Source organism: Paraburkholderia sp. MM6662-R1, from assembly GCF_050436245.1.
GTDB lineage: Bacteria > Pseudomonadota > Gammaproteobacteria > Burkholderiales > Burkholderiaceae > Paraburkholderia > Paraburkholderia tuberum.
The window spans coordinates 1,942,054-1,962,559 of the sequence record NZ_JBNDLV010000001.1 but is presented as its reverse complement, the minus strand read 5'-3'; the positions used below and the strand labels follow the sequence as shown (position 1 = coordinate 1,962,559).

The 20,506-nt window shown below is 65.1% G+C and carries 18 protein-coding genes; 10 read left to right on the top strand and 8 right to left on the bottom strand.

What is annotated here, in order from left to right; all coding sequences use genetic code 11:
* The first annotated feature begins 68 nt into the window (after positions 1 to 68).
* Positions 69 to 839 (top strand): enoyl-CoA hydratase, encoded by a 771-nt coding sequence (locus OKW39_RS09255; protein ID WP_429563475.1) that lies wholly within the window; start codon positions 69 to 71, stop codon positions 837 to 839.
* 64 nt (positions 840 to 903) lie between these two features.
* On the opposite strand, the gene fdhD is transcribed toward OKW39_RS09255, so the two are convergent.
* The gene (fdhD, locus tag OKW39_RS09250; protein ID WP_429335734.1) at positions 904 to 1,788 is read right to left on the bottom strand and encodes a formate dehydrogenase accessory sulfurtransferase FdhD; all 885 of its coding nucleotides are present in this window, start codon (positions 1,786 to 1,788) and stop codon (positions 904 to 906) included.
* A gap of 158 nt (positions 1,789 to 1,946) precedes the next feature.
* Here fdhD and OKW39_RS09245 point away from each other — a divergent pair, with 158 nt between their 5' ends.
* Complete coding sequence (locus OKW39_RS09245) at positions 1,947 to 2,423, top strand: nitrate reductase associated protein (RefSeq protein ID WP_429335735.1); 477 nt, start codon at positions 1,947 to 1,949, stop codon at positions 2,421 to 2,423.
* A 77-nt stretch (positions 2,424 to 2,500) separates the two neighbouring features.
* Here the strand turns inward: OKW39_RS09245 and OKW39_RS09240 are convergent, their stop codons facing one another.
* Complete coding sequence (locus tag OKW39_RS09240) at positions 2,501 to 2,650, bottom strand: hypothetical protein (RefSeq protein WP_429335736.1); 150 nt, start codon at positions 2,648 to 2,650, stop codon at positions 2,501 to 2,503.
* On the opposite strand from OKW39_RS09240, the gene OKW39_RS09235 reads away from it, so the two are divergent.
* Positions 2,649 to 5,861: a sensor domain-containing protein gene (locus OKW39_RS09235; protein WP_429562479.1), complete on the top strand. Its 3,213-nt coding sequence runs from the start codon at positions 2,649 to 2,651 to the stop codon at positions 5,859 to 5,861. The genes OKW39_RS09240 and OKW39_RS09235 overlap by 2 nt on opposite strands.
* A gap of 61 nt (positions 5,862 to 5,922) precedes the next feature.
* Here the strand turns inward: OKW39_RS09235 and OKW39_RS09230 are convergent, their stop codons facing one another.
* Both OKW39_RS09230 and OKW39_RS09225 read right to left on the bottom strand, forming a co-directional pair.
* Positions 5,923 to 6,534 carry a glutathione S-transferase family protein gene (locus OKW39_RS09230; RefSeq protein WP_429562478.1) on the bottom strand — a complete coding sequence of 204 codons (612 nt, stop codon included), beginning with the start codon at positions 6,532 to 6,534 and terminating at the stop codon, positions 5,923 to 5,925.
* A gap of 122 nt (positions 6,535 to 6,656) precedes the next feature.
* Complete coding sequence (locus tag OKW39_RS09225) at positions 6,657 to 7,052, bottom strand: acyl-CoA thioesterase (protein WP_429335739.1); 396 nt, start codon at positions 7,050 to 7,052, stop codon at positions 6,657 to 6,659.
* 206 nt (positions 7,053 to 7,258) lie between these two features.
* On the opposite strand from OKW39_RS09225, the gene OKW39_RS09220 reads away from it, so the two are divergent.
* Positions 7,259 to 9,157 (top strand): ABCB family ABC transporter ATP-binding protein/permease, encoded by a 1,899-nt coding sequence (locus OKW39_RS09220; RefSeq protein ID WP_429335740.1) that lies wholly within the window; start codon positions 7,259 to 7,261, stop codon positions 9,155 to 9,157.
* Between the two features lie 3 nt (positions 9,158 to 9,160).
* Here the strand turns inward: OKW39_RS09220 and murU are convergent, their stop codons facing one another.
* Together murU and OKW39_RS09210 are read right to left on the bottom strand one after the other, a co-directional pair.
* Positions 9,161 to 9,874 carry an N-acetylmuramate alpha-1-phosphate uridylyltransferase MurU gene (murU, locus tag OKW39_RS09215; RefSeq protein WP_429562477.1) on the bottom strand — a complete coding sequence of 238 codons (714 nt, stop codon included), beginning with the start codon at positions 9,872 to 9,874 and terminating at the stop codon, positions 9,161 to 9,163.
* Between the two features lie 3 nt (positions 9,875 to 9,877).
* A complete protein-coding gene (locus OKW39_RS09210; RefSeq protein ID WP_429562476.1) occupies positions 9,878 to 10,945 on the bottom strand; it encodes an aminoglycoside phosphotransferase family protein in 1,068 nt (355 codons plus the stop codon).
* 224 nt (positions 10,946 to 11,169) lie between these two features.
* On the opposite strand from OKW39_RS09210, the gene OKW39_RS09205 reads away from it, so the two are divergent.
* From OKW39_RS09205 to rsmA, 4 genes are all read left to right on the top strand, one after another.
* On the top strand, positions 11,170 to 13,542 hold the full coding sequence (locus OKW39_RS09205) for an LPS-assembly protein LptD (RefSeq protein ID WP_090805589.1): 2,373 nt from the start codon (positions 11,170 to 11,172) through the stop codon (positions 13,540 to 13,542).
* Between the two features lie 65 nt (positions 13,543 to 13,607).
* Positions 13,608 to 14,972: a peptidylprolyl isomerase gene (locus tag OKW39_RS09200; RefSeq protein ID WP_429562475.1), complete on the top strand. Its 1,365-nt coding sequence runs from the start codon at positions 13,608 to 13,610 to the stop codon at positions 14,970 to 14,972.
* A gap of 13 nt (positions 14,973 to 14,985) precedes the next feature.
* Complete coding sequence (pdxA, locus tag OKW39_RS09195; protein ID WP_429562474.1) at positions 14,986 to 15,996, top strand: 4-hydroxythreonine-4-phosphate dehydrogenase PdxA; 1,011 nt, start codon at positions 14,986 to 14,988, stop codon at positions 15,994 to 15,996.
* Positions 15,997 to 16,104: 108 nt separating this feature from the next.
* On the top strand, positions 16,105 to 16,947 hold the full coding sequence (rsmA, locus tag OKW39_RS09190) for a 16S rRNA (adenine(1518)-N(6)/adenine(1519)-N(6))-dimethyltransferase RsmA (protein WP_090803032.1): 843 nt from the start codon (positions 16,105 to 16,107) through the stop codon (positions 16,945 to 16,947).
* Positions 16,948 to 16,988: 41 nt separating this feature from the next.
* On the opposite strand, the gene OKW39_RS09185 is transcribed toward rsmA, so the two are convergent.
* Together OKW39_RS09185 and gloA are read right to left on the bottom strand one after the other, a co-directional pair.
* Entirely contained in the window at positions 16,989 to 17,936 is a 948-nt protein-coding gene (locus OKW39_RS09185) for a DMT family transporter (RefSeq protein WP_429562473.1), read from the bottom strand.
* A gap of 218 nt (positions 17,937 to 18,154) precedes the next feature.
* Complete coding sequence (gene gloA, locus OKW39_RS09180) at positions 18,155 to 18,550, bottom strand: lactoylglutathione lyase (protein ID WP_429335745.1); 396 nt, start codon at positions 18,548 to 18,550, stop codon at positions 18,155 to 18,157.
* 351 nt (positions 18,551 to 18,901) lie between these two features.
* Here gloA and OKW39_RS09175 point away from each other — a divergent pair, with 351 nt between their 5' ends.
* Positions 18,902 to 19,738: a transporter substrate-binding domain-containing protein gene (locus tag OKW39_RS09175; protein WP_184034601.1), complete on the top strand. Its 837-nt coding sequence runs from the start codon at positions 18,902 to 18,904 to the stop codon at positions 19,736 to 19,738.
* Between the two features lie 51 nt (positions 19,739 to 19,789).
* The gene (locus OKW39_RS09170) at positions 19,790 to 20,506 is read left to right on the top strand and encodes an amino acid ABC transporter permease (RefSeq protein ID WP_090803038.1); all 717 of its coding nucleotides are present in this window, start codon (positions 19,790 to 19,792) and stop codon (positions 20,504 to 20,506) included.

Sequence of the window (20,506 nt, the reverse complement as noted above, 5' to 3'; positions counted from 1 at the left end):
ACGGTTCGCAGGCCGCGCGGCTTGCGAACCGTTTTTACATTCAGCAGGAGCACAAGGAGATGAACGGGATGACGACGGATATTCTGGTCGAGCGCGCCGACGCGGTGCTGACCATCAGCTTCAACCGGCCCGGCAGGAAAAATGCGTTCACGGCCGCGATGTATCAGACGATGGCCGACGCGCTCGTAGACGCGCAGGGCGACGCGTCGGTGCGCGCGATCCTGATTCGCGGCAGCGCGGGCATATTCAGCGCGGGCAACGATCTCGAGGACTTCATGAAGTCGCCGCCGGTTGGCGAAACCCCGCCGGTGTTCCAGTTCCTGCGCGCGCTATGTTCGGCGGAAAAACCGGTGGTGGCGGCGGTCGCGGGGCCGGCGGTCGGCGTCGGCACGACGCTGCTGCTGCATTGCGATCTGGTCTACGCGGCCGACACCGCGAGCTTTTCGCTGCCGTTCACGCAGCTCGGGCTGTGCCCGGAAGCAGCGTCGAGCCTGTTGCTGCAGCGCGTGGCCGGTTACCAGGCGGCGGCGGAAAAACTGCTGCTCGGCGAGGCGTTCGACGCGGCCGAAGCGCACCGCATGGGCTTCGTGAATCGCGTGCTGCCGGCGGGCGAAGTCGACGCGTTCGCGGCGTCGCAGGCCGCGAAGCTGGCGGCGCTGCCGGCGTCGTCGTTGCGCGTGACGAAGAGCCTGATGAAGCGCGCGAGCCAGCAGGAACTGCAGACGCAGATGACCGAGGAAGCCGTGCATTTCGGCAAGATGCTGCTTGCGCCCGAAGCGCGCGAGGCGTTCAAGGCGTTCTTCGAGAAGCGCAAGCCGGATTTCCGGCGGTTCGACTGAGGGGGCGACGCAGGCGGGCTTCGGGTGGGTTAGCCGTGAATCGTCGCTGCGCCGCTTCAATCGCTCAAGCTTGCTGCTGCCACGTGTCGTAATCGACGTAGCTGCCTTCGCGGCAGAAGCTCACGAGCCGCACGCCCGCCTCACGCGCGATCGCAATCGCGAGCGACGACGGCGCCGAGATCGTCGCGACCATCGGCACGTCGACGCGCGCGGCCTTGCGCACCAGCTCGTAGCTCGCGCGGCTCGACAGAAACACGAAACCGTCGCGCGTATCGGCGCGGTCGAGCACGAGCTGGCCGATCAGCTTGTCGAGCGCGTTGTGGCGGCCGACGTCCTCGAACGCAGAGTGAATCGCGCCTTGCGAATCACACCACGCGGCCGCGTGGAGGCCGCCCGTCAAACGAGTGAGCGCCTGGTGCTCGGGCAGCGCGCGCGCGGCGCGTGCGATCGCATCGGGCGCGAGCCGCTGCAAGAAGCCAGTGTCGGGTACACGCTGCGGTTTCAGATCCAGCAGATCGATGCTTTCGATGCCGCACACGCCGCAGCCGGTGCGCCCGGCGAGCGCGCGGCGCTTTTCCTTCAAACCGGCGAACGCCTGCTGCACGACCTGCAATTGCACCTCGGCATGCGGCAGCTCGCCGTGCCCGTGCAATTCGACCTCGATGTCCTGAATGTCGCTGCCGCGCTCGACGATCCCCTCCGAAATCGCGAAGCCGACCGCGAACGCTTCGAGATCGCGCGGCGTGCACATCATCACCGCGTGCGAGATGCCGTTGAACACGAGCGCGACCGGCCACTCCTGGCCGACGTGATCGGTGGCGGTTTCAACCGCCGCGCCGCGATGGCGGCGCACTTCGAGTTGCACCGCGCCGGGTTGTTCGTCGCTGTCGAGGGCGTGGGGCTGGCCGTCCGCCCGCCCGGTTTGGCGCCCGTTTTGCTGTCCGTTCAAGCTGCTTCACTCCTGTACCATGCCGCGCGTCAAAGGGTGCGCCGGGCTCGCCGTATGCTTCGCGGCGGCCGCCGCGCGGGGCGCCGTCGCGCGAATAAGGTTCTAAAATACCTCAAGCGACGCCCGCACGCTGTCCGCCACCGACAAGGAGCACTGACATGGGACTCAACGAAGCACCGCTTCTGTTCGACTTCGAGGTCGCGTCTTCGGAGAATTTCACTTATATCCCGATGTCGGTGCGCTTCAATCTCGACCGTTTCGGGCTGCGCATCACGCTCGCGCAGTGGCAGCAACTGCCGCTCGAAGATCGCAAGCTGCTCGCGCGTTTCCCGGTCGAAGACGACACGCAGATCGAACCGAATTTCGATCACGCGCTGTTCGAGATGCTGCGCACGCACGCGAACGTCGAACCGGAGTGGTTCACGCCGGAGGAGTCGCCGGCCTGGCGTCAAACCGACAGCGTGCCCGACGGTGTCGCGCATCAGGCGGGGCTGGCCGGTCTCGCCGCGCCGAGCGTCGCGCGCTGGGCCGAGCTCGATCCTTTCAAGCGCTATGTGCTCGCGAAGCTGTCGCGCAAGCCCGAGGCGAGCCACGATTTCGTCCCGGCGATGAAGGAATTTGAAGCGGCCGGCTAGGCGCGGCCGGCTAGGTGCGGCCGGTCAGCCGCCCCCAGCCAGGCGCCCCCACCAACTCGCAGCCTTCCCCCAAATCATCAGATTTTTTTCACGCCGACCCTCAACCCGCTTCCGATCGCTGCCGATATCCAAAGGATGGCGCGTAAAAGACTTGCATCGATGCGGCCCGACGCACCGGCAGCGAGCGCGCTCTCCCGCCCTCGGAACGATTGACGTTCGGAATCCATGAATCCTTTTCTATCGAAGCGACTGCTGATCAATATTGCGGTCGTGGTCGTCGCGGTCGGTGCAAACGCGTTCGTCGCGTACACGCAGATTCGCGGGCAGCGCGACGCCGATGCGCGCCTCGCGCGCTCGACCAGCGTGCGCCAGAACCTCGATGCGTATCACGCCGCGCTCGATAACGCGCTCGCCGCTCTGCACCGCCTGAAAGAATCGGGCAAGCCGGTGCCGCCCGACGCGGCCGCTTCGATGACGAACACACTCGCGAGCCGCGAGCAATCACTGCGCGAGGAGCTCGCGAGCGAGCCGTACATGTCGGGGGCGCTTGCCAGCCTGAGCGCGGCGCGGCACGCGTTGCAGCACGATCTCGAGGACACGCTGCGCAACCATGCGAGTGACCTGCCCGGAGAGGCAAGCGCGGCGGCAAGCGCGGCGTCGGGCGCGGCGTCGGGCGTGGCGCACGCGGCATCGACCGAAGCACCAGGGGCGGCCCCCCTCGACGCGCCATTCGAGGCATCCCTCGACCCTGCGCCGTCGAACTCGCATCTTGCCCCCGCGCTAGAGCGTGTCGAAGCCGCGCTCGCCACGTTGCGCAGCGAGGAAAACCGCTCGTTGCAGACCTCGCTCGCGGCATCGGCGAGCGACAGCGAGCGCGCGATGTTCGTGCTGCTCGTGACGATGCTCACCGGCAGCGTGCTGCTGTTCCTCACGTTCGGCGTGCGCGAGAACAGCGCGCGCGAAAAACTGCGCAGCGCCCGCGCGCTGGTGCGCAACGACGAGCGTTTTCGCAGCCTGTTCGACGATCACACCGTGCCGATGTACATCTTCGATCGCGACACGCTGTGCTTTCTCGCCGTCAACAAGGCCGCGATCCAGCAATACGGCTACACGGAAGACGAGTTTCTCGGCATGACGATCCGCGCGATCCGCCCGAACTCGGAAATCGGCCGCCTGGAGACGCACCTGCAGCGTAGCGCCGACCTCCGCCAGAGCCACACGATGGCGGGCATCTGGCGGCATCGGCGCAAGGACGGCTCGATCCTCAGCGTCAACGTGTCCTATCACGCACTGAACTTCATGGGCCGCGACGCCTCGTTCGTGCTGGCGGACGACGTGACCGACCAGATCAACGCCGAAGCCGAAGCGCAGCGCTCGAATCAGATGCTCGAAGCGGTGATCGACAACATTCCGCAGCGCATCTTCTGGAAGGACCTGAACTCGCGCTATCTCGGCTGCAACATGGCGTTCGCGCGCGATGCGGGGCTCGCGTATCCCGAACAGGTGGTCGGCAAGAGCGACGCCGACCTGGCGTGGCGCGCGTTCGCCGACCTGTTGACCGAGCACGATCGCGAAGTCGTGAGCACCGGCGTGCCCAAGATGAACTTCGAGGTCGACTTCGTGATCGACGGCTTGCACCGCACGACGGTCACGAGCAAGCTGCCCTTCACCGACGGCGGCGGTCAGGTGATCGGCGTGCTCGGCTCGTACACCGACATCACCGAGCGCAAGCGCGCCGATCTCGCGCTGCGTCTGCAAAGCCGGGCGCTCGACGCGAGCGTCAACGCGATCCTGATCACCGCGCCGTCGCCGTCGGGCAATCTGATCGAATACGTGAATCCGGCGTTCATGCGCATCACCGGCTACGATCCCGCCGAGGTGATCGGCCACGACTGCCGCGTGCTGCAACGCGACGACCGTGACCAGGAAGGCGTCGCGTTGATCCGCGAGGCGCTCGCGGCGAATCGCGAGGTCAGCGCGGTGGTGCGCAACTATCGCAAGGACGGCGCGCTGTTCTGGAATCAGCTGTTCATCGCGCCGGTGCCGAACGCGGAAGGCGTGATCACCCATCATATCGGCGTCATCAACGACGTGACCGAGCTGATCCGCTATCAGGAGCAGCTCGAATACCAGGCCAACTACGACGGCCTTACGCGGCTGCCGAACCGCAACCTGCTGCGCGACCGGCTCGAACATGCGCTCGTCGTCGCGCAGCGGCATCATTCGGGCGTCGCGGTCGTGTTCCTCGATCTCGACGGCTTCAAGAACGTCAACGACAGCCTCGGCCATAGCGTCGGCGACCGGCTGCTCGGGGTGGTCGCCGAACGGCTCGCGCGCTGCTCGCGCACCAGCGACACGGTTGCGCGTCACGGCGGCGACGAGTTCGTGATCGTGATGACCGACACCGTCGACGAGCAATCGCTGATCACGTGGATGGAGCGCGTGCGCGCGTCGATCGCCGAGCCGGTGTGGCTCGACGGCACCGAGCTGTACGTCGGCTGCAGCATGGGCGCGAGCCTGTTCCCGCAGGACGGCGAGGATGCCGAAACGCTGATGAAGAAGGCCGACGTCGCGATGTATCGCGCGAAGGACATGGGGCGCAACACGTTCCAGTTCTATCAGCCGGAGATGAACGCGAGCGCGGGCGCGCGCCTGAATCTCGAACGACGCCTGCGCCGCGCGCTGCGCGACAACGAGTTCCTGCTGCACTATCAGCCGCAGGTCGATATCGGCAGCGGACAGATCGTCGGCATCGAGGCGCTGGTGCGCTGGCACGATCCCGAGGTCGGGCTCGTGCTGCCGTCGTCGTTCATTCCGCTCGCCGAGGAAAGCGGGCTGATCGGGCCGCTGTCGGAGTGGGTGCTGCGCGAGGCGTGCCGGCAGAACAAGGCGTGGCAGGATCAGGGCTTGCCGCCGGCGCGCGTGTCGGTGAATCTGTCGGCGCGGGTGTTCCAGCAGCGTGACATCGCGAAGCTCGTGATGCAGGTGCTCGACGAGACCGGACTCGAACCGAAGTACCTCGAACTCGAGCTGACCGAAAGCACGATCATGCGCAACGCGGAAGAAGCAGTGTCGATGCTCAACGAACTGCACGCGCTCGGCATCGGTCTCGCGATCGACGACTTCGGCACCGGCTATTCGAGCCTCAGCTATCTGAAGCGCTTCCCGGTGGACCGCTTGAAGATCGACCGCTCGTTCGTGTCGGATATCGGCGTATCGGGCGACGATGAGACGATCACGTCGGCGATCATCGCGCTCGCCCATTCGCTGAAGTTGCAGGTGATCGCCGAGGGCGTGGAAACGTCGGCGCAACTCGACTTCCTGAAGGCACGCGCGTGCGACGAAATGCAGGGCTTCTATTTCGCCAGGCCGCTATCGACGGAAGCGATTTCCGAACTGCTGCACGGCGGGCTGGTGCCGGAGCTGGAGCCGGCGTGAGGGGAGCGACACGCGGCGACGGGTGTCGCCGCGTGCCGCCGCGTGCCGCGTCCAACGCTGCTCACTGAGCCGGCGTGTCCTTGAACACCGGCAGGCTTTCCGCGAACGCGGAAAACTTCTCGAGCCGCGGATGATCGGCCTTGCTGAGCGCCTCCGGCAGCATCATGTGCGTGAACTGCCAGGCTACGGCGACGGCCACCTCCGCCGCGCTGAACTGCTGCTGCGTGTCGGGCAGCGGCCCTTCGCCCAACTCGCGTTCGAGTTCGGCATAGGCGGCGAGCAGTTGCGCGCGCACGCGCTCGACCCACGGTTCATGCTGCTTCTCCTGAGGCCGCAGATTGCGCTCGTAGACGATCTGCACGCTCTTTTCGCACGCGGCGAGCGCGAGGCCCGTCAGACGCGCGGCGCGCAACGCCGCGTCGGCTTGCGTCGGGAACAGCGGGGTGGGGCCGGCGAGCGTTGCCAGATACTGCAGGATCACCGTCGAGTCCATCAGGATCGCGCCGTTGTCGGCGACGAGCGTCGGCGCCTTGACGACCGGGTTGATCTTCGCGAACTGGTCGTAGGTGCGGAAAACCGAAATCGACTCGTGTTCGAAGTCGAGCGCGAGCAGCTTCATGCAGATGGCGACGCGCCGCACGTAGGGCGAGTCGAGCATACCGATCAGTTTCATCTCGTTTCCATGAGAAGAGCGACTATGGGGCGTCCCGGGCCTCGTGCGCTGATCGCTGGAACGGCTAGCGGGCGGCGCGGCGCGTGACGCGTGGAATCGCTAGCTTAAGCATCCTCGCCGGCTCAGTCCAGCGCGGGCAGCACGCGCGGACGGCGGTCGCTGTCGGTGGCGACGTAGGTGAGGATCGCTTCCGTGACCTTGACGACTTCCTGCGAGAGCCTCAACCGCTGCGCGTAGACCTCGACCGACACTGTCACCGACGTATTGCCGGTCTTCACGATATCCGCGTAAAAGCTCAGCAGATCGCCGACGAACACCGGTTGCTTGAACAGGAAAGAATTAACCGCGATCGTCGCGACCCGCCCATTCGCGCGACGGCTTGCCGGAATCGAGCCGGCGATGTCGACCTGCGCCATGATCCAGCCGCCGAACACGTCGCCATGAATGTTCGCGTCCGACGGCTGCGGCATGACGCGCAGCGCGCACGGCTTGGACGGAAGTTGAAGAAGATCGGTCATCGGGACATCCTTGGGAAACGTGTTCGAGTGTATTGACGCGCATTGACGCAATGGCTGGGCCAGTTCGACAGTAGGCCATGCAAAGCGCCGCCAGTCGGCTTCTGCGACAATAGAAAGATCAGGAATTGTACGGGAAAGCACCCAGCGAAGCGCGCGAGCCGCGCGCCGCTGCGAACTCCGGCAGCTCCACACTCTCCCCACGATTTATGCGCCGCGCTCCTTCGTCCGAACCCTCGCCGATTTCCACCGCACCCCGCAACGACTGGCAAACGATCCTGTCGCTGCTGCCATACCTTGCCACCTACAAATGGCGAGTCGGCTTCGCGCTCAGCTGCCTGATCGGCGCGAAGGTCGCGAACCTCGGCGTGCCGATCGTGATGAAGCGCATCGTCGACAGTCTCGCGTCGGTCCGGCATCTGACCGCGCTCGGCCGCGCGCAGGACGCGCCCGGCATCGTGCTGCTCGGCGGCGTCGGCTTGCTGGTGGTCGCGTATGCGGTGGCGCGGCTGTCCACTTCGTTTTTCACCGAGCTGCGCGAAATCCTGTTTTCGAAAGTCACGGAAAGCGCGGTGCGCCAACTCGCGCTGAAAGTATTCCGCCATCTGCACGGACTGTCGCTGCGCTTTCATCTGGAGCGGCAGACGGGCGGCATGTCGCGCGATATCGAACGCGGCACGCGCGGCATCACGCAGCTGATTTCCTATTCGCTGTACAGCATCCTGCCGACCCTCGTCGAAGTCGGTCTCGTGCTCGGCTTTTTCGTCGTCAAATACGAGGCCTATTACGCGATCGTCACGTTCGTCGCGCTCGCGGTGTACATCGCGTTCACGGTGAAGGTCACCGAGTGGCGCACGCACTTTCGCCGCACGATGAACGAGCTCGATTCGAAGGCGAATTCGCGCGCGATCGACTCGCTGCTCAACTACGAGACCGTCAAGTACTTCGGCAACGAGGAGTGGGAAGCGAGCCGCTACGACGAGAACCTGAAGCGCTATCGCGCGGCGGCGATCAAGTCGCAGCGTTCGCTGTCGGCGCTGAACTTCGGGCAGCAGGCGATCATCGGCACGGGGCTCGTGTTCATCCTGTGGCGCGCGACCCAGGGCGTGATGGCCGGGCGTCTGACGCTCGGCGACCTGGTGCTGATCAACACGTTCATGCTGCAGCTGTATATTCCGTTGAATTTTCTCGGCGTGGTCTATCGCGAGCTGAAGCAGAGCCTGACCGACATGGACCGCATGTTCTCGCTGCTCGGCGCACCGCGGGAAGTACCCGACGCGCCCAATGCGGTGGCTTTGCAAGTGAGCGGCGCGCAGGTGCGCTTCGACGACGTGAGCTTCGCGTACGAGCCTTCGCGGCAGATTCTGCACGGCGTGAGCTTCACGATCGCGGCCGGCACGACGACGGCGGTGGTCGGCCACAGCGGCTCGGGCAAGTCGACGCTCGCGCGGCTGCTGTTCCGCTTCTACGATCTCGACCGCGCGACGGGCGGCGCGATCCGCATCGACGGGCAGGATATTCGCGACGTCACGCAGGATTCGCTGCGCGCGTCGATCGGCATCGTGCCGCAGGACACGGTGCTGTTCAACGACTCGATCTACTACAACATCGCGTACGGTCGGCCGTCGGCGACGCGCGACGAAGTGATCGCGGCGGCGCGCGCCGCGCATATCCACGAGTTCATCGAGAGTCTGCCGAAGGGCTACGACACGCCGGTCGGCGAGCGCGGGCTCAAGCTGTCCGGCGGCGAAAAGCAGCGCGTCGCGATCGCGCGGACCATACTCAAGAATCCGCCGATCCTGTTGTTCGACGAAGCGACGTCCGCGCTCGATTCACGCTCCGAGCGCGCGATCCAGCATGAGCTCGACCTGATCGCGCGCGAACGTACGACGCTGATCATCGCGCACCGGCTGTCGACGGTCGTGCACGCGCAGCAGATCATCGTGATGGACAAAGGGCGCATCGTCGAGCGCGGCACGCACGCGGAGCTGTTGCGCGCGAACGGCTTGTTCGCGCAGATGTGGGCGCTGCAGCAGCGCGCCGCGCACACCACGGATGCGGTGGAAAGAGCGGAAGCAGTCGGGGCAGGTGAGAGCCCGGCGAAGTAAAGCTCAGCGCGCGCGCAGCAGCCGATCGAGCGCTTCCAGCTGCACCTGGGTGCCGATGTTCTCCCACAAGCCTTCGTACAGCTCGCCGCTCGCGAGCCCACGCGCGATGGTCGCGCGGTAATACGGGCTCAGCGCGCGCCGCGTGCCGCGCGGCAGATCGCGGAACATGCGCGTGTCGTACAGACCGAAACTGCCGAACGTGAGGCGCGGCTGCGCGTCGAGCGACAGCACGCCGTCGACGAGACCAAAGTCGCCGTTCGGGTGAAACGCCGGGTTCGGCACCATCACCAGATGCATGCCGGGCTCGGGCAGCGCCTTCAGCCGGCCGGCGTGCGCGTGCAGCGCGGCGTAGTCGTACTCGGTGTACACGTCTCCGGCCACCGCGACGAACACCTGATCCGCGCCCTCGTCGGTCAGTAGCGGCAGCGCCTGCGCGATGCCGCCCGCGGTCTCCAGCGCCTCGTGCTCGGGCGAATAGCGCAGCTCGACCTGCCAGCGCGAACCGTCGCCGAGCGCGGCTTCGAGCTGCGCGCCGAGCCACGCATGATTGATCACGATGCTACGGATGCCGGCCCGCGCGAGCCGTTCGATCTGCCATACGATCAGCGGCTTGCCGCCCACTTCGAGCAAGGGCTTCGGGCACGCGTCGGTCAACGGACGCATGCGCTCGCCGCGGCCCGCGGCGAAAATCATCGCTTTCTTTACGGACATCGTCATCGGTCAGAAGGTGTAGCCGATTTCCTGCGCGCGGCCGTCGAGGTCGTCGAGCAGTTTCGCGAACCCGCGCAGCGGCGCGTAACGCTCCGCCACCTTGCGCCCATAGCCGATGAAGCGCGGCAGGTCGTTCATGTAATGCGCCTTGCCGTCGCGGTAGTTGATGCGGCAGAACAGGCCGAGCACCTTGATGTGCCGCTGCAGCCCCATCCATTCGAGCTGGCGGTAGAACTCGCCGAAATCGGCATCGACCGGCAGGCCGGCCTTTTTGGCGCGCTCCCAGTAGTACGCGAAGCAGTCGAGCTCGAACTCCTCGTCCCAGCTGAGGAACGCGTCGCGCAGCAGCGACACGACGTCGTACGTGATCGGCCCGTACACCGCGTCCTGGAAGTCGAGCACGCCTGGATTCGGCTCGGCGATCATCAGATTGCGCGGCATGAAATCGCGCAGCATGAAGCTTTGCGGCTGCGCGCGCGCGCTCGCGATCAGCAGCGCGAACGTGCGATCGAGCAGCGCGCGCGTGGCGGCATCGACCTCGCGGCCAAGGTGCCGGCCGATGAACCACTCGGGCATCAGTTCCATCTCGCGGTGCAGGAACGCTTCGTCGAAGGGCGGCAGCACGTCTTCGCGCGAGCTGAGCTGCCAGCGGATCAGCGCGTCGAGCGCGTCGCGCATCAGCGCGCGAGCCGCGCGCGTGTCGCCCGCGGCCTGCGCGTCGGTCAGCGCGCCCAGATACGACGCGGTGCCGAGATCGGTGACGAGCATGAAGCCCGCGTCGAAGTCGACCTCGAGCACGCGCGGCACGTGCACGCCGGCGGCGGCGAGCAATTGCGCGATCTGTGCGAATTCGCGGCATTTTTCGGGCGGCGGCGCGTCGACGGCGATCAGCGTGGCCGCGCCATTGCCTTGCGCCGCCTTACCGGCGAGCCGGAAATAACGGCGGAAACTGGCGTCGGACGAGGCCGGAACGAGGGTGTCGGGCTCGAGCGCATGGCGCGCCGCGTGGCTTCGCAGCCAGGCCTTGAGCAGGGAGAGACGGGTGTCGGTGAAATCTTGGGTGGAAGGCAGCGTCATGAAAAGCGGCGGCAAATTCTTGGGGGCAACGTCTTGCCATATAATACCCCACGACTTTTTTGACGCGACTCACACGCCAGCTTTCGCGTGCTCCGTTTCACCGCCCGCCTTATTACTCGGCAAATTGGGAATCCAGACGTGCAGCCGACTCTTCCGGTCGCGGTGTGCAGGCGGTGGATCGTGACGACGGAAGCTTGCGCACGGGTCGACTCGCCAAACGATACATGCCGCCCAGACAGCTTTCCGATACCACTCCTTCCTGTGCAGTAGTGCCGCGCAAAAGGCGGCTCGTCGCGGCGCTGATCGCCGTTCCGGGCCTTATGCCCGCGCTTGCGCACGCCCAGCTGGTGGGGGAAGCTGCGCAACCGCAGGCGGTCTACCCGCCGTGGGGCATGCAGCTTGCGCCGCAGCTCGAGGATCATCCGTTGCAAACGGGCCAGCGGCCGGCCACCTTCGTGCTCGGCGACCACGCGAGCGGCACGATCGACCAGGATCTGGCCGCCAAGGGCTCGGCGGAAGTGCGGCACAACACGTCCGTGATCAAGGCCGACGCCCTGCACTACGATCAGGACACGGACATGGCCGATGCGTACGGCAATGTCCACGTGATCAATACCGGCAATACCTTCATCGGACCCGAAGCGCATCTGCGCGTCGATTCGACCGAAGGCTTCATGACCGCGCCGAAGTACCACTTCACGCTGACGGGCGGCTCGGGCAGCGCGCAGCGCGTCGACCTGCTCGACGCCGAGCGCTCCGTGTTCACGAAGGGCACCTACACGGCCTGCGCGTGCACGGACAATCCGGCTTGGTACATCAAGGGCAGCGAGTTCGATTTCGACACCGGCGCCGACGAAGGCGTCGCCTACAACAGCGTGCTGTTCTTCCAGGGCGTGCCGGTGTTCGCGTCGCCATGGCTGTCGTTCCCGCTGTCGGGCGATCGGCGCAGCGGCCTGTTGCCGCCCACGTTCTCGCTGAGCTCGACGAACGGTTTCGAGCTGTCGGTGCCGTATTACTTCAACATCGCGCCGAATCGCGATCTGACGGTCACGCCGCGTCTGATCTCGAAGCGCGGTGTGCAGTTGCAGAGCACGTTCCGCTATCTGTCGCCGACGTATTCCGGGTCGATCACCGGTGAATTTCTGCCCGACGATCGCCTGACGAAGACCAACCGCTACGCGCTGTACATCCAGCACAACCAGAATTTCGGTAACGGCTTCGGCGGCTACATCTATTACAACAAGGTTTCGGACAACACCTATCCGGAAGACCTGTCGTCGTCGGTCAACCAGTTCATGAACGGCACCCAGCTCCTGTATCAGCAGGAAGCCGGGTTGACCTACAACAACGGACCGTGGTCCGTGCTCGCGCGCGAGCAGCACTGGCAGACGCTGGAGCCGTCGGTCGCGCCGTACGGCCGCCAGCCGCAGTTGAACGTCAAGTACGCGAAGTACAACATCGGCGGCTTCGATTTCGGTGCCGAAGCCGACTACACGAACTTCCGCATCACCACCGCGGATCTGAGCGAAGGCCAGCGGGTGCTGTTCAACCCGTACCTGTCGTATTCGGTGGTGGGGCCGGGCTACTTCGTCACGCCGAAGGTGCAGTGGCACTTTGCGTCGTACAACCTGAACAACATCGGCACCGATCTGGCGAACGTGCCGGGGGCGCAGAAGAATTTCACCGAGTCGATTCCGACCTTCACGTTCGACACGGGACTGACGTTCGAGCGCTCGGTGCGCATTTTCGGCGCGGACTATATCCAGACGCTGGAGCCGCGCCTGTACTACGTGTACACGCCGTACCGCAATCAGAACAACGCGCCGCTGTTCGATACCGCCGAATCCGACTTCGGTCTCGCGGAAATCTTCACGCCGAATACGTTCGTCGGTAACGACCGGATCGCCGATGCGAACCGCCTGACCGCCGGTCTCACCACGCGCTTCATCAACCCGTCCACCGGCGACGAGCGCGCGCGCTTCGTGATCGCGCAGCAGTATTACTTCCGGGATCAGCGCGTTACGCTGACGCCGACCCAGACCAGTACCCAGGCCACGCACTCGGACCTGATCGCGGGAGCGTCGATCAAGCTGGGCGCCGGTTTCGCTTCGGAAACGGCGTTCCAATATAATGCGGACAATAACCAGCTCACGAAGACGAGTGTCGGCTTCGGGTTCAGTCCGGCGAGCGGCAAGGTCGTCAACGTCGCGTACCGCTACACGCGCGCCAACACCACGCTCGACAACCAGCCGATCAATCAGGTGCTGATTTCGGGCCAATGGCCGCTGACGCACCGGATGTACGGTGTCGGCCGGTTCAACTACGATCTGGGTGGCCACCGTGTCGTCGACGGCCTGGTCGGCCTGCAATACGACGCGGACTGCTGGACGCTCGGCGCCGGCATCCAGCGCTACGCGAACGGCCTGAACTCGTCGGGACAGAATCAGTCGAGCACACGGTTTCTGGCGCAGTTGACGTTCAAGGGCTTGTCGAGCGTCGACAACGGGCTGATGACCGCGTTCCGCAGCAGTGTGGCCGGCTACATGCCGTTGCCGCCACCGCCACCGCCGGAGTCGCGGTTCACCAACTACGAATGACGCTCGCCCGGTCATTCACGGCTTGCGAAAAGACGGGCGAAGCGCCCGACATCATTGGAGTATCTGTGGCAATCATGAAACAGCTTCGCTTGGCAATACTCGCGGCGGGTCTCGTCGCCGCGGCGTCCTTCCTTCCAGTCGCGTCGGTACAGGCGCAGGCATTGGCCGGCAATAGCGGCCAGACGGTGGACACCATCGCCGCAGTGGTCAACAACGGTGTCATCACGCAGCGCGAGCTCGACGAGCGGGTCGGTCTGATCGCGCACCGGCTGAACCAGCAGAACGCTCCGGTGCCGCCGACGGACCAGTTGCGCCAGCAGGTGCTCACGCAGATGGTGCTCGAGCGCATCCAGCTGCAGAAGGCCAAGGAAGACGGCATCACCATCGACGACGCGGCCGTGCAGCGCACGCTCGAGCGTCTCGCGCAGGCGAACAACATGTCGCTCGCCATGTACCGCGCGCGCATCGAGGCGCAAGGCGTGCCCTGGACCACTTTCACGAGCGACGCGCGCACGGAGCTGACGCTGTCGCGTCTGCGCGAGAAGGAAGTGGACAGCAAGATCACGGTGACGGACGCCGAGGTCGCGAACTATATCGCCAGCCAGCGCGGCCCGGGCGCCGGCCAGACGAACGACCTGCACGTCCAGCACATTTTCGTGAAGGCGCCGCTCAACGCCTCGGAGACCGACATCGAGGCGGCGCAGAAGAAGGCCGCGGCTCTGCTCGCCGAAGCGAAGGGCGGCGCGAATTTCGAAAAGCTCGCGAAAGCCAATTCGCAGGCGCCGGACGCGTCGAAGAACGGCGGCGATCTCGGCTTCCTCGCGCCGTCGAAGCTGCCGCCCGAGTTCGTGAAGGCCGCGTCGGCACTGCGTCCGGGCGAGATCAATCCGGATCTGATCCGCACCAACGACGGCTTCGAGATCGTGCGTCTGGTCGAGCGCCGTGCCGGCCAGGGCACCAGCGCGGACGCGCCGAAGCTCGTGCAGACGCACGTGCGCCATATTCTGCTGCGCGTCGGCGACGGTCAGTCCGAACCGCAGGCACGCCAGAAACTGCTCGACATCCGCAACCAGATCGCCGCCGGCGGCGACTTCGCGAAGTTCGCGCGCACCTACTCGCAGGACGGCTCGGCGTCGCAAGGCGGTGACCTCGGCTGGGTCAGCCCGGGCGAGACGGTGCCCGAGTTCGAGCGCGCAATGAACTCGCTGCAGGACGGTCAGATCAGCGAACCGGTGCGCAGCGAATACGGCTACCACCTGATTCAGGTGCTCGGCCGCCGCGATGCGCAAGGCTCGATTGCGCAGCAGATGGATCTCGCGCGTCAGGCCATCGGCCAGCGCAAGGCGGAACAGGCGTATGCCGACTGGCTGCGCGAGCTGCGCGATACCGCGTACGTCGAAGTGAAGCCGGCCACGGCGAACGTGCAATAACAGAGCCAATGCGATGACGAGCGCTGCCCAGCCCACCCACCGCCCGCTGCAGATCGCGATCACGACCGGCGAACCCGCCGGCGTCGGTCCCGAGCTGACCGCGCAGGCGCTGGCCGGCGCGGCGCCGCACTGGCCTCAGGCGCAGTTCACCGTGCTCGGTGATGCGCAACTGCTCGCTGAGCGCGCGCGCGCGGTCGGCGTCGATTGGGCGGCGCTGCTCGCGCCAGGCCCGCGCGTGCGGCTCGAACATCACTCGCTTGGCGCACCAGCGCAGGCTGGCAAGCTCGACGCCGCGAACGGCCGCTATGTGCTCGATCTGCTCGATGCGGCGATCGACGGCGCGGTGGCCGGCAGGTTCGACGCGATCGTCACCGCGCCGCTGCAAAAAAGCACGATCAACGACGCCGGTGTGCCGTTTACCGGCCACACCGAATATCTGGCCGAGCGCACCCATACACCGCGCGTCGTGATGATGCTTGCGGGCACCGGCAAGCGGCCGCTGCGCGTCGCGCTTGCGACCACGCATCTGCCGTTGAAGGACGTGTCGGCGGCTTTGACGATCGAAAGCCTCGTCGCGACGCTGCGCATCATCGATCACGACCTGCGTCATCACTTCGGCTTGCCCGCGCCGCGCATCCTCGTGACGGGGCTCAATCCGCACGCTGGCGAAAACGGCTATCTGGGCCGCGAGGAAATCGACGTGATCACGCCGGCGTTGCGGCAGGTGAACGGCGAGGGCGTCGACGCGCGCGGTCCGTATCCGGCCGACACGCTGTTCCAGCCGCGTTATCTCGACGAAGCCGACTGCGTGCTCGCGATGTTCCACGACCAGGGCCTGCCGGTGCTGAAATTCGCGACGTTCGGCGAAGGGATCAACGTGACGCTCGGCCTGCCGATCATCCGCACGTCGGTCGATCACGGCACCGCGCTCGATCTGGCCGGCACCGGCCGCGCCGACGCGGGTAGCCTGATGGCCGCTATCGACACGGCGGTGTCGATGGCGCAGCATCGTCGCGCGGGCTGAGGCGCGGGTAGCGTGAGCGGTCGCGGTGCTCGTGACGCGCCGCGTGGCGTCGTGTTTCCACCGTGACGTCTTTCATTCTCAAGCAGTTTTCTTTCTAGCATTTCTCCGATGTCCACCAGCAGACAGCAAGGCCGGCACCAGGGCCATCTCGCGCGCAAGCGTTTCGGTCAGAACTTCCTGGTCGACATGGGCGTGATCGATTCGATCGTCGACGTGATCCGGCCGCAGCGCGGCGAGCGCATGGTCGAGATCGGGCCGGGCCTCGGCGCGCTGACCGAGCCGCTGATCGAGCGACTCGCGACGCCCGACACGCCGCTGCACGCGGTCGAACTCGACCGCGATCTGATCGGCCGTCTGAAGACGAAGTTCGGCAACCTGCTCGAACTGCACGCGGGCGACGCGCTCGAGTTCGACTTCGGCTCGCTCGCGGCACCGGGCGACAAGGCGTCGCTGCGCATCGTCGGCAATCTGCCGTACAACATTTCGAGCCCGCTGCTGTTTCATCTGGCGACGTTCGCGGAGCGCGTGATCGATCAGCACTTCATGCTGCAGAACGAGGTGGTCGAGCGGATGGTGGCGGAGCCGGGCACGAAGGCGTTCAGTCGCCTGTCGGTGATGCTGCAGTACCGCTACGTGATCGACAAGCAACTCGATGTGCCGCCCGAGTCGTTCCAGCCGCCGCCGAAGGTCGATTCGGCGATCGTGCGGATGATTCCGTACGAGCGGCACGAACTGCCGGTGGTCGACGAAAGCGTGCTCGGCGGGGTGGTGACGGCGGCGTTCTCGCAGCGTCGCAAGATGTTGCGCAACACGCTTGCCGCGCTGCGCGATACCGTCGATTTCGACGCGCTCGGCTTCGATCTGCAACGCCGCGCGGAGGACGTGCCGGTCGCCGAATACGTGAGTGTGGCGCAGGCGGTGGCGGCGCGCTCGGCCGCTGCGGCGGAATAGACTCGACGCTCGACGGCGGAGGGTGCCGTCGTCGAGCCCGCTTACCGTTTCGCCGGCGCGTTGACGAGCGCGATGCCGGTCAGCACCAGCAGCGCGGCGATCAGAAAGCGCGTGCTGAACGACTCGCCGAGCAGCAGCACGCCGAAGGTGACGCCGAACAGCGGCGTCAGAAACGAAAACACCGACAGCCTCGACGCGATGTAACGCGTCAACAGCCAGAACCACAACAGATAGCTGACGAACGCGACGATCACGGCTTGATACGCGAGGCTCGCGAGCGCGAGCGGCGTCACGCTTTCCACGCGCACCTCGCCGAGCCCCAGCGCCAGCGCGAGCAGCACCACCGCCGACACAGTCAGCTGATAGAACAGCGTCTTGCTCGCGCTCGTCCGCGCGAGCCGCGAGCCGCGCACGATCACCGTGGTCGCGGCCCACGCGATGCCGCCGAGCACGCCGAGCGCATCGCCGGCCGCGCCCGCGAGCGTCGAGCCGTAGGCCGCGCTTGCAGCCGTGCCCGCGTCCGTGTGCAGGAAGCCGTCCGCGAACGCGAGCGCCATCCCCGCGAACGCGACGACAATGCCGAGCCACTGGATGCGCCGCATGCGTTCGCCATCGACGAACCAGTGGAGGCCGAGTGCCGTGAAACACGGCGCCGTGTACAGAAAGACCGCCATGTGCGACGCGCTCGTCAGCGTCAGGCCGAGAAAGATGCAGACGAACTCGGCCGCGAACAGCACGCCCGCGAGCAGGCCCGCGCCGAGCGTGCCGTCATCGCGAAAGAGCGGCGTGCCGCGCGAGCGTGCCCATGCCCACACGAGCAGCGCCGCGATCGTCGAGCGCAGTCCCGCCTGAAAGACCGGCGGCACCGCCGCATTGGTGGTCTTGATCGCGACTTGCTGCAGCCCCCAGATTGCGCACAGGCCGATCATCAACAGGATCGCGAAGCTATCCGGGGCGCGGCGCGCGGGCAAGGCGGTGGTCGTGCTCATGGCGGTGTGGTGAAGAGGTGGAGAGTGCACCGCGAGCCGGTCGGTCCGGTGCGCGGCGAAAACGCCGAGCGTCAGTAGTCAGTGTTTTTTGATGGCGTCGGCACGAGGCAAGATTGCCGGGCGAATTCGCCCGGCGTCAATTCGCCGGGTGCAACGTGAAGCCGGGCTGTGTTTTCATCGTTCTGGCTGACAGCGCGACTCGTGCTCGCCACCGGACGTCAGTCGACTCGCCTCTTCTTCTGTATCAGCTCGATCTTGTACCCGTCCGGATCGGCGACGAAGGCGATGACAGTCGTGCCGTGTTTCATGGGCCCAGCTTCGCGTGTAACGACACCGCCGCGTTTCTTCACTTCTTCGCATGCCGCATAGGCGTCGTCGACTTCGAGGGCGATGTGACCGTAGCCGGTTCCGAGGTCATACTTGCTCGTGTCCCAGTTGTACGTCAGTTCGATCGCCGCGCCTTCGGATTCGTCCTCGTAACCGACGAATGCGAGGGTGAACTTCCCGTCCGGGTAGTCGTTCTTTCGAAGCAGGCGCATTCCTAGAACTTCGGTGTAGAACCGGATCGATGCGTCCAGATCACCGACTCGAAGCATGGTATGCAAGATTCGCATGAGGACTCCTTTGATAGTTTGTCGATAAATGCGTCGACCTCCGGCAATTGTAAATGATTGCCGTATAGCTTGAGCCCGAAGCCGCGCCGCCCGCCCGGCGCACTGCGGACTCGATGCGCATCGTGGAATTCGATCGGATGTATTTGAACAAAAAAATATGGGCAATAAGGGTTTGTGTGCGGTTGCCGGTTTGATATTAGTGTCCAACACTCAGCATCAATCCGGTTCGTCAGATGGCAGTCTGATATATCGGACAATCGATGCGTGACCCGGCGATTCGTTGAGCGTGCAGACAGGCGCTGAAGCCGATTCGTCCGCTCCGGACCACTCTTCTCCGCTTAGGACCCTGCCATGAAGCTTGCCAAACGAGGCGCCCAAGCCGCCTTTCTGTTCGCTGTTGCTGGATTGCTCGCCATCACCGGCTGCACCAAGGTTGCCACGCCAGGGCAGAGCGCAGCGGCATCCCCCTCGACGCTTCAGGCCGTGCTGCAGCGAGGCACGCTGCGCGTCGGCGACTGCCTGACGTTCGCGCCGTTCGGGTTCTATAACAAGGACGGCCAACCAGACGGCTATGACGTGGACCTCGCGAAGGAACTCGCGAAGCAGATGGGCGTGAAGCTCGAGGTCGTGAATACGACGAGCGCGAACCGGATTCCGAATCTGCAGACCAGCAAAGTGGATGTCGTGTTCTGCAACTTCACGCGTAATCTGGAGCGCGCGAAGGTAATCGAATTCACGACCCCCTACGTGGTTGCCAGCGAAGCACTGCTGGTCAGAAAAAATAGTGGCGTTCAGTCGATCAAGGACATGGGCGGTCGCACGATTGCGACGGTCAAGGGCTCGACCAATGGCGACGAAGTGCGCTCGCTGAATATCCCGATCAAGATCCAGGAATACGACAGCTCGCAGGCCGCGATTCTTGCTGTCAAGCAGGGGCAGGCCGACGCGATGATCGAGGACAACAACTTTCTCGCGTATCAGGCCAAGCTCGATCCTGAACTTGCCGTCACGAACGAAGCGCTGGTCCCGCTCGAATACAACGCGTTCGGTGTCAAGGCCGGCGATCAGGAATGGCTCAACTACCTGAATCTGTTCCTCTTCAACGTCAATGCGTCGAAGCTCAACGCGCAGCTCTACAACAAGTGGTTCGGCACCGATCCGCGCTACCCGCTCAATCCGCAGTTTTGAGGAGCGGGAGATGCCGATATCTATTGAAACCCGAACGATGCGGAGGGTGAGATGAGTTACGAGTGGCTCACTCTGTGGGGCTACGTGCCCGAGTTTTTGAGCGCGAGCTGGCTGACGTTGCAAGTGACCGTGCTGGCATTCGTACTGGCGCTAGTCCTCGGCTTGTTGACCGCGCTTGCCAGCGTTTCTGCGCTCGCGCCATTTCGGTTGATTGCTCGCGGCTACGTCGAAATCATCCGCAACACGCCTGTTCTCCTGCAGATTTTCATCGTTTTCTTCGGTCTGCCGTCGGCGGGTATTTCGCTCGACGCATACTGGGCGGGCGTCATTGCGCTCGGCGTCAACGTCGGTGCTTATCTGTCGGAAGTGTTCCGCGCCGGCATACAGTCGGTGCCGCGCGGCCAACTCGAGGCCGCCGGCATTCTCGGTCTCGAACGCGCGCAGATCTTCGTCGAGGTCGTGCTACCGCAGGCGACGCGCGCGGTCTATCCGGCCATCGTCAACTACCTGATCCAGTTGCTGCTCGGTACGTCGCTGCTGTCCGCCATTGCGTTGCCGGAGTTGACCGGCACTGCGACCGTGATCAACTCGCGGACGCTTCTCTACCTTCAGACGTTCAGCGTGACGCTCGTCGCGTATCTCGTGCTCAGTAACGTACTGTCCTGGCTTGCGGGCCAGCTCGGAGCGCGGATCTTTCATCCTCCCCTCGTCATGCCGGCGCGCACCGGTTTCGGGACCGGCTTTATGCGCCGGACGAAACGGGCCTGA

What these genes read in the sequence shown, in the direction of transcription:
- OKW39_RS09255 (WP_429563475.1), top strand. Translation starts at nt 69, where the DNA reads ATGACGACGGATATTCTGGTCGAGCGCGCCGACGCGGTGCTGACCATC.
- OKW39_RS09245 (WP_429335735.1), top strand. Translation starts at nt 1,947, where the DNA reads ATGGGACTCAACGAAGCACCGCTTCTGTTCGACTTCGAGGTCGCGTCT.
- OKW39_RS09235 (WP_429562479.1), top strand. Translation starts at nt 2,649, where the DNA reads ATGAATCCTTTTCTATCGAAGCGACTGCTGATCAATATTGCGGTCGTG.
- OKW39_RS09240 (WP_429335736.1), bottom strand. Translation starts at nt 2,650, where the DNA reads ATGGATTCCGAACGTCAATCGTTCCGAGGGCGGGAGAGCGCGCTCGCT.
- OKW39_RS09230 (WP_429562478.1), bottom strand. Translation starts at nt 6,534, where the DNA reads ATGAAACTGATCGGTATGCTCGACTCGCCCTACGTGCGGCGCGTCGCC.
- OKW39_RS09225 (WP_429335739.1), bottom strand. Translation starts at nt 7,052, where the DNA reads ATGACCGATCTTCTTCAACTTCCGTCCAAGCCGTGCGCGCTGCGCGTC.
- OKW39_RS09220 (WP_429335740.1), top strand. Translation starts at nt 7,259, where the DNA reads ATGCGCCGCGCTCCTTCGTCCGAACCCTCGCCGATTTCCACCGCACCC.
- murU (WP_429562477.1), bottom strand. Translation starts at nt 9,874, where the DNA reads ATGACGATGTCCGTAAAGAAAGCGATGATTTTCGCCGCGGGCCGCGGC.
- OKW39_RS09210 (WP_429562476.1), bottom strand. Translation starts at nt 10,945, where the DNA reads ATGACGCTGCCTTCCACCCAAGATTTCACCGACACCCGTCTCTCCCTG.
- OKW39_RS09205 (WP_090805589.1), top strand. Translation starts at nt 11,170, where the DNA reads ATGCCGCCCAGACAGCTTTCCGATACCACTCCTTCCTGTGCAGTAGTG.
- pdxA (WP_429562474.1), top strand. Translation starts at nt 14,986, where the DNA reads ATGACGAGCGCTGCCCAGCCCACCCACCGCCCGCTGCAGATCGCGATC.
- rsmA (WP_090803032.1), top strand. Translation starts at nt 16,105, where the DNA reads ATGTCCACCAGCAGACAGCAAGGCCGGCACCAGGGCCATCTCGCGCGC.
- OKW39_RS09185 (WP_429562473.1), bottom strand. Translation starts at nt 17,936, where the DNA reads ATGAGCACGACCACCGCCTTGCCCGCGCGCCGCGCCCCGGATAGCTTC.
- gloA (WP_429335745.1), bottom strand. Translation starts at nt 18,550, where the DNA reads ATGCGAATCTTGCATACCATGCTTCGAGTCGGTGATCTGGACGCATCG.
- OKW39_RS09175 (WP_184034601.1), top strand. Translation starts at nt 18,902, where the DNA reads ATGAAGCTTGCCAAACGAGGCGCCCAAGCCGCCTTTCTGTTCGCTGTT.
- OKW39_RS09170 (WP_090803038.1), top strand. Translation starts at nt 19,790, where the DNA reads ATGAGTTACGAGTGGCTCACTCTGTGGGGCTACGTGCCCGAGTTTTTG.